Here is a 7,971-nt window from a genome sequence, read left to right on the forward strand (position 1 = left end):
ACCCGGTAACCATTGCGATTACATGAGAGCTGCTTTCTCTATTCGAGTCACATTGGAGATAATTCTGATGTGGCTTTTTTGTATAAAATTTATTTCTTAATTGTTTTTGATATATTTTCTAACTGGTTCCATTATTATAATTGTCATTATTAGCCATTGGATGGAGGGGGATCTGGATGTCGTTAGAAGTTCGTCCATATGATGCTGAATTCGAAAAATGTGTTGATGAGTTAAACCATAAGGCATGGGTACTCTTTAAGTATAATAAAGATTACGAGCATCGGAAGATGAGTTGCGTCCTCAATGAGGATGGGAATGTAATCGCAGTAGGATATTTGCGTCATGGAATAACGGAAGATCACGATGTAATGGAAGTTGTAATAGAAGTTAACCAAGAGGCTTTTGAGCGTTTTTCTGAAGTGAGAACTATTTTATATCCTTCATTAATTGATATTTGCAATGCACTTCGTAATCCCGAAAAGAAAACGAAGTTGGTAGTTTGGAACGACTTTGATGGCGACCGGGTATATTACGAAGGACATGGTTTTTACGATTATCAAACGTATTATTTTGCAAAAAGGACAATTGACCATAAATGTATCACCGAAATAGAAGCGCCTACCGGCGTCAAGGTTTGTCATAATCCAATGAAGGCAGAAGAGGAACGAATGAATTACATCAAAGTTGAAAACCAATATTATAAAGGAGTCGTGTATTGGAGCGTCAATATGTTGGAATGGATGATGGGTGGTCCGGAGCTGCATACCATTTCGGCTTTTGAAGGCGATGAAATGGTCGGCAGCGTTACCTGTTGGCAAACAGGGGCAGTTGACCGGTTATTCGTCATTCCACGATGGAGAAATAAAGGATTAGGTAAATATCTCGTTGCAAAAGCATTTGAATATCACCTAGCAAACAGGCGTACGCATGTTCAAACTTTGGTGAATGATCAGGATGTAGTGGGCAAACATTTTTTGAAGTCGATGGGTTATAGCTTTCCTGATCGATTGGAACTATTAGCATTGGACATGCAATAGGAAGTTATTCAAAGATGGAGTGCGGACGTAGACAGTTTCCGACACTCCTTTTTTCTTATGAGTCTATAGCTGCTTAGCTCCTTTTTGTGAATTCAAAAAGGATTTTCATTGGTTAAAAAAGAAAATATTTATAAATTCATGACCGGTTTTTGTTTTTCCTTACGTCTATTTACCGTATGGAACTGCTGAGGTGAGATTATTGCATGCTGACGAACGAATACTAGTGGATTGTGCGTGTCATGGAGACCTAAATGCATATTCTGCTTTAGTAAGAAAATACTCTAACGCAGTCTACTCAACGGCATTCAGTCTTCTCGGCGATTTCCTTTTAGCCCAAGACATTGCTCAGGAAGCATTTGTCAAGGCATGGAACAATCTGAATTGTTTAGAGGAAAGGGGGAAGTTCGGCAGCTGGTTATTTACGATTACCAAACGGCTAAGTATTGATTGGATTAGGAAGACCAACACGCGAATAACAAACCTAGAGGTTATTGATCAAGTTGCCGATCCGGTGTCTACTGAAGAAATGATTGAAAGACGAGAGAGAGCGAAAACAGTATGGAATGCTTTAAATTCCCTGGATGAAAAATATCGACAGGTGACAATTCTTTACTTTATGAGCGGATTTAACACTAGGGAGATTAGCAGGTATCTAAATATATCCGTAAGCTCCACCGAAAGCCGCCTCAGAAGGGCAAAGGAAAAATTAAAACTGGAGTTGATATCATTGGTCGAAGAAACATTAATAAACAATAAAGTTGACGAAGCATTCGAGCGTAGAGTATTAGAACGACTTCAAGGAGTGGTTGTCGTTTACATTCCTGCGATTGAATTGGCACAGTCGGCGGAATGGTATGAAAAGTTCCTCGGATATAAAATCACCCATAAAGGCGATATTTGGTCGCTCGAACGTCCCGGTTATTTAAAAATTATTTTGTGTGAAATCGGATGCACCACACACCCAATCCAGTTCAATCGGAGTAACGACGACTCGACAGCCGTTATGATGATTGGTTCACCTGATATCGAAGAATACCACGAATTTCTCAAACAAAAAGGTGTAGAAGTTACAGACATACTGGATCGAGGCGGATGCGGGAAAAGTTTTCAAATGAAAGATCCTGCTGGTAACCGAGTAATGGTTGATTATTTTGCTCCTGCATTTGATACAACAAACGCTTAAGCTTAATTTTAAGATATGACGCGGCGAATAACGATAAGGGAAAGTGCGAAAGGAAAGGTAACGATGATTATGACGCAAGAAGAAATGCTGTTCATTGTGCAATCACAACTTGCAATTGACCTGATTTGCTCTATCGATGACCTGAACGGCGAGAGGGACAGCATTATTTTTGTTGAAGCTAAAGAAAATCCAGGACGCAGGCCATTTCCGAGAAAGTCGCGTTATTTCGAAATTGTGTTTATGGGGAAATCAATTGTAGTATCGGCTACACCCGAACGGTTGTTAATTGCCAAAACACACATGCAGGGCAAGGACAGGGACACGGTATTCTCCTTGCCGTTTATCAGAGGTCTTTACTTGCATTTTTTGCCTGATATAAAAAGAATAAAGCCAATGACACCCCCAAATTCCTTTTCATTCGAACTGATTAAGCGAGAAGAAGTGGTCAGTTTATTTGATGTTACAAGATTCAATGAAGCCATTATTTATGATACGAATCTTCCCTGGCAGACGGATCTAGCTATGCTTGCAAAGCAAGACGGGGAAATTGTTGGTGTGGCAGGGGCAAGCAAAACCTGTGATAAACTGTGGCAAATTGGCATAGAACTATTACCCAAATACCGTAATTTGGCATTGGCTAGTTATCTTGTAAACAGGTTAACTTTTGAAATATTGGAACGTGGAGAGGTACCGAGTTATGACGTAATTGCCAGTAATATTGCTTCGCAGAGAGTAGCTCAACGATTAGGGTATTTTCCCGCATGGGTGTCTGATTGGAGATGCAATTTTGAAGGACTTGAACAGTAATGGTTTCAAGAAGCACTAGCGCAATTAAGAGGCAGGCGGCCGGCAACACGATCGGCTGCTATTTCATTGAAGTAACGCAACAAATGCTTGCTTATGTTTTAATTTTCAGGAGTTGATGACATGGAACAGGAACGGCAAGCAAGAAATGTAGCAATCTTGATTTTTGAAAATGTTGAGCCATTAGATTTTGTAGGACCCTTTGAAGTATTTATTACTGCAAGTAATCGGGGTAAAGACTTCAAAGTATACACTGTTGCGGAACACGATAGTCCTGTAAAAGCTTTGGGAGGTCTAAGCATTAACCCATCTTATTCCATCGCTACTTGTCCCAAGCCTGACATTCTGGTTGTTCCTGGAGGTTGGGGGACAAGAAAAGAAATGTTTAACGATAATATTACAAATTGGATAAGAGAAGTATCGAATGATGTTGAGGTTCTTCTATCTGTATGCTCTGGAACATTAATTTTAGCAAAAGCCAATTTGTTGGAAGGATTGAAGCTTACGACCAATCGTTTGGCGATAAACGAAGTAAAAGCAGTTATACCGGCAACTTCCGAATTACTAGAAGAAGCGCGATACGTTGATAACGGAAAAATTGTATTCTCTGCTGGTGTTTCGGCAGGCATTGATGCTTCCTTGTATGTTGTGGGAAAATTAATAGGCGAAGAAAGAGCTATAAACACTGCAAATATGATGGAGTATGATTGGAAAAGAAATTAAACTAACGGGATAACGATAGATCCAACATGCAGAGAGCAACACATGATAATGACCATGGGATCGTCATTAATTAAGGAGAACGAGAGCTCAGCGATGGAACCGATCCATCGCTTTTATTGCGTTCCGCTGAGCCCTCAGTGTCACTGTCAGGAAAATAGTGGTAATATGGTTTTGTTCATTGAAAAATGGGAGGACGATCGTGTGGGATCAAGAATAATGCATGTAATTATTGCAAATAAGATTGCTGAGCGTCTGTCGATTGAAGATAGAACGCCGTTTTTACTTGGAAGCATTGCTCCAGATGCTGTTACGACTAAAAACGAATCACATTTTTTTATAGGTGAACATCAAGATTACTCAAGAAGTGTAGACTATAAAGGATTCTTGAATAAATACAGTTCGCAAGCAGATAGTCTTTATATGTTGGGATACTATATACATTTAATTGCTGATGAAATATGGCTGAAAGGTTTTTACCTATCTTGGCTGAGAAACAGAATGGATGCCGATAAAGAATTATATGGTTTATACCATAATGATTTCAAATTATTAAACGGTAAATTATTGGAACACTATGGGTTAAGAGACGAATTGAGAAAGACGTTATATTACATTCCAACCATCATTGATTTACAAGAAGTTAAGTCCAAAGATGTCGAAGGACTAATTCCATACGTACTGGAAGATATGGAGTATGAAAAGGATGTTTTAAATCAAAAACTTAATGTTTTTATGTTTGATCAAATTGTAGGTTACATAGAAACATCAGTCGAAATGGGATTATTGTTATTAAAACAGGCTGCCATCCTACACCTCTTACCTACAATGTACCGATAAGCGACATTAAATTTATTTTTAGAACGAAGTCAGGTTTCAACTTCAAATGGCATCTAACTATCTAGAACCACATATTAACTTCCAGATAAAAGGGGGGGCGTGCTTGAGGAGAATGTAATGTTTATATAGGATGGATCCCATGTTTTTGAATGCGAATTAGGAAAAATAATCAATGGAGTTTTAAAGTGACGAGGAGGATGATTTGTATGAGTAAAACGTTGATAACCACTGCATCAGCATTCCATCAATTCACATGTCTGTATCTGCCGGCGGACGACCCGCCGGCATTAATAGACTGGTATAAAGAACTATTCAATTCCCCTAGTACACGCAAGCATTTTCTTTTCTGGGGACCTAAGAAAGAATTTGTAGCCAACTGTAATTTCATTACGGATGAATACATTCCGGGTGAAACTTATGAAATGTTTGCTGTTCGATTTGAAACAGATTGTATAGAAGCGTTGTACGAACGTCTGTCGAAGGCCGGCGTTGTATTGGAGCCGATGCAAAAGGATCGTACGGGCTTTACTTTTGTATTTACCGACCCTCAAGGAAATAAGTTTCAAGTATGGCAGCACCCAGATACTGAGACCCAATCATTGCGGGACGATGTTCCGGCTTTAATCGGAGCAACCACTCTATTTTTCCCGGTTGCGAACCCGGAAGAAACGCGCAAATGGTATTTAGAGGTTATTGGTTTAGAGTTAAACGATTCAGGGTGGCCGACAACAAGCAAAGGACAAGAAATTCGTTTCTACAAAGCATTGGATATTGGACTGAATCAGCCTTATCATAGACATTGGTCTATCATCAATGTCGCTGTAGATGGGCTTGATGTGATGCACAAACGATTGCTGGAGCAAGGACAGAAGGTTAAGTATATACTTGACAGAGGCGGTTGCGGGCGAAATTTCGATCTATATGACCCCGATGGCAATATGCTGGAAATATGGGAACCGCAGACGATGATACTTAAGAATTTCAATGTTGAGGTTGACTGTTCCGATTGGAAACAACATTATCATTTTGCTAATGCCGGCTTTGAGGATAACGAGCCGGAAGGAGGAGATATTGATTCGTTTTTGGCGAGAGTGTCAAAGAACGATTTTAACCATCGCCGTATCGTGATTCCGGGCTATAATGTATTACAAACACTTGATCCTGAGGGAATGGAATCTCTTTTAGAAACCCTGCATCAGTATAGTATGGAACACCCTCGGAATTCATTCGAAATCATAAAGCGTGATTGGGAGCCGACCGACACTGACGCTATGGAGCCCGCTGATCATAGAGAAGTATTTATTGTCCCTACCGAACGTGCTAAGGGAATCTTAAAAATATATGGGAGGTCCGATAGCCCGAATTGGAAAGACCGAATTGTTGTGCAGATTCCTTTTTTTAGTTTTGATATCGATACGTTTTTTTCAAAAGCATTAGAAGGCCGCCATGAAATTTTCCGACAAATCCAAATTATTAATGATGAAGCATCCATACCTTGGTATTTGAAAAAGATTGATTCAGATGCGGTTAGGGAACTAAAAATAACAGTGGAACGGTTTAATCAAGAACATCCGGAACATGCAATAGATATTATAGAATAAGACTTCCACGGGCAGCATAGCTTAAAAGCTGAATAAAATGCAATTTCGCCTTGAGGCAATTAGTTAATGTAAAGAACCCGCCTTCAGCTTACGCGAAGGCGGGTTCTTTAATTTCCTATGATCTCTTTCAAATGACAGGAGGGTTAGAATGACGGATCCAAATGAAGGATTTGTAAAGGTAGCGCCTCGTTGGCGTATAGCTTATTCTCATGCAAAAGCAAGGAAGGTAGAAGGGAAAAATGGCCAAGCTCTCGATCTGAGTGCTAGTGCTATATTACGAAAAGCCACATCTCAGGCGAACCCTTTAAAAGATCATTCAGGTGATTTTACTGTAAGTGTATGGGTCAAGGGTGATCTTTTGAGCGGTTTTGGAAATCGTTCATTTGATCTCATTGCAGCAACACATGATGTGGATGATCGTGAGGTAGGTTGGAGGATCGGGGTTCAAGCTAGCGGTGCATGGTATTGGCAGGTAACTGAGGAGTCTTATTCATATGAACCTACAGCTATTCGACAATCCATTCGTGATGATCAATGGCATCTGCTTTCCTTTAGCTACTCTGCTGAACAACCGGAATTCCGTCTTTATTATGATGGATTAAATGTAGGAATCTATAGTGTTTCCTTAAACCAAAGTTGGAATCAAGCTCAAACTCTCTGGATCGGGGGAGAACCGAAAAATGATAGCGACTGTGAATCCTTCCCAGGGTTGATCGATGAAATATGGATATATGATCGAACACTTACGGCTAGGGAAATTGGTAAGCTTTTTTCTCAGCATCGGCACCTTGAGCCATTACCAGAAAGGCAGATCCAAAATCTCAAGGTGATGACTTTCAACATATGGAATGGCGGGCGTGAGATGGGGGCCGAGATCGGTGTCCAGCGGGTTATTGATGTTATAAAAGATAGTGGTGCAGATTTGATTATGATGCAGGAGACATATGGCTCTGGACCAATTATTGCGGATGCTCTTGGATATTATTTCTACTTAAGAAGCTCGAATTTATCCATTTTGAGTCGCTACCCGATAATGGAAACGTATCCATACTATCAAGCTTTCCACTGTGGTGGAGCGCGGATACAGATCAATAAGGAACTATATGTGAATGTATTTTCTATCTGGTTACATTACCTTAGCGATTATTTAAGAGAGCTGTATCGCAATGCAGATCTTAATCAAGTACAACTGCTCGAAGGAGAGCAGGAACGGTTAAATGAACTGATAGAAATTATCAAAGAAATAGAGCCACTAACTGTAAAATCGGAGCAAGAGCCACTTCTATTGTGTGGAGATTTCAACAGTGGTTCTCACTTAGATTGGATTGAAGCGACTCGATCGCGACATAATGGGTATGTATTTCCGTTTCCACAGTCGCTTGCCTTAACTGAAGCGGGATTTAGAGATACGTATCGGGAGATTCACCCTGATCCGGTTGCTGATCCAGCAATTACTTGGCCGGTCTGGGAGCTGAATGATTACATCAATGATCGTATTGATTATATCTATCTTCATGGCACAAAACTTCAACCACAGTTTGCAAGAAAGATCGATACACATTCTGTACGTTTCCCATCTGATCATGCGGCGGTTTTGGTTGATTTTCGAGTTCAACAAGCAAATACTAATTTGTGATTAACGGGTCAAGTTCTTGTACTCAATCGACACAAACGTACTCCAATAAACGCATAACGATATAAAAGTACCAACATAAAATTAATTAAAAAGCCCAGCCTAAGGGCTTTTTTTTCTACGACGGCATGAATAACTAACAGGAATTTCCTG

Annotated in this window: 7 protein-coding genes; all 7 read left to right on the top strand. The window is 40.0% G+C overall.

All coding sequences use genetic code 11. The annotated features are described in order from the left end of the window. Positions 1-176 precede the first annotated feature (176 nt). The 7 genes from PT964_RS23225 (at position 177) to PT964_RS23255 (ending at position 7,821) form a co-directional block, all read left to right on the top strand. Entirely contained in the window at positions 177-1,037 is an 861-nt protein-coding gene (locus PT964_RS23225) for a GNAT family N-acetyltransferase (RefSeq protein ID WP_274365749.1), read from the top strand. A 190-nt stretch (positions 1,038-1,227) separates the two neighbouring features. Continuing rightward, positions 1,228-2,220, top strand: a complete 993-nt coding sequence (locus PT964_RS23230) for a sigma-70 family RNA polymerase sigma factor (protein WP_274365750.1) — start codon at positions 1,228-1,230, stop codon at positions 2,218-2,220. Positions 2,221-2,283: 63 nt separating this feature from the next. Further along, entirely contained in the window at positions 2,284-3,027 is a 744-nt protein-coding gene (locus PT964_RS23235) for a GNAT family N-acetyltransferase (protein ID WP_274365751.1), read from the top strand. Between the two features lie 120 nt (positions 3,028-3,147). Next, entirely contained in the window at positions 3,148-3,747 is a 600-nt protein-coding gene (locus PT964_RS23240) for a DJ-1/PfpI family protein (protein WP_274365752.1), read from the top strand. A gap of 201 nt (positions 3,748-3,948) precedes the next feature. Further along, the gene (locus tag PT964_RS23245; protein WP_274365757.1) at positions 3,949-4,584 is read left to right on the top strand and encodes a zinc dependent phospholipase C family protein; all 636 of its coding nucleotides are present in this window, start codon (positions 3,949-3,951) and stop codon (positions 4,582-4,584) included. A 206-nt stretch (positions 4,585-4,790) separates the two neighbouring features. Next, complete coding sequence (locus tag PT964_RS23250; RefSeq protein ID WP_274365753.1) at positions 4,791-6,185, top strand: VOC family protein; 1,395 nt, start codon at positions 4,791-4,793, stop codon at positions 6,183-6,185. A 148-nt stretch (positions 6,186-6,333) separates the two neighbouring features. Then, positions 6,334-7,821 (top strand): LamG-like jellyroll fold domain-containing protein, encoded by a 1,488-nt coding sequence (locus tag PT964_RS23255; protein ID WP_274365754.1) that lies wholly within the window; start codon positions 6,334-6,336, stop codon positions 7,819-7,821. Positions 7,822-7,971: the final 150 nt, after the last annotated feature.

The organism is Paenibacillus thermotolerans, assembly GCF_028745515.1.
Taxonomy (GTDB): Bacteria; Bacillota; Bacilli; order Paenibacillales; family YIM-B00363; genus Paenibacillus_AE; species Paenibacillus_AE thermotolerans.

What these genes read in the sequence shown, in the direction of transcription:
- PT964_RS23225 (WP_274365749.1), top strand. Translation starts at nt 177, where the DNA reads ATGTCGTTAGAAGTTCGTCCATATGATGCTGAATTCGAAAAATGTGTT.
- PT964_RS23250 (WP_274365753.1), top strand. Translation starts at nt 4,791, where the DNA reads ATGAGTAAAACGTTGATAACCACTGCATCAGCATTCCATCAATTCACA.
- PT964_RS23240 (WP_274365752.1), top strand. Translation starts at nt 3,148, where the DNA reads ATGGAACAGGAACGGCAAGCAAGAAATGTAGCAATCTTGATTTTTGAA.
- PT964_RS23255 (WP_274365754.1), top strand. Translation starts at nt 6,334, where the DNA reads ATGACGGATCCAAATGAAGGATTTGTAAAGGTAGCGCCTCGTTGGCGT.
- PT964_RS23235 (WP_274365751.1), top strand. Translation starts at nt 2,284, where the DNA reads ATGATTATGACGCAAGAAGAAATGCTGTTCATTGTGCAATCACAACTT.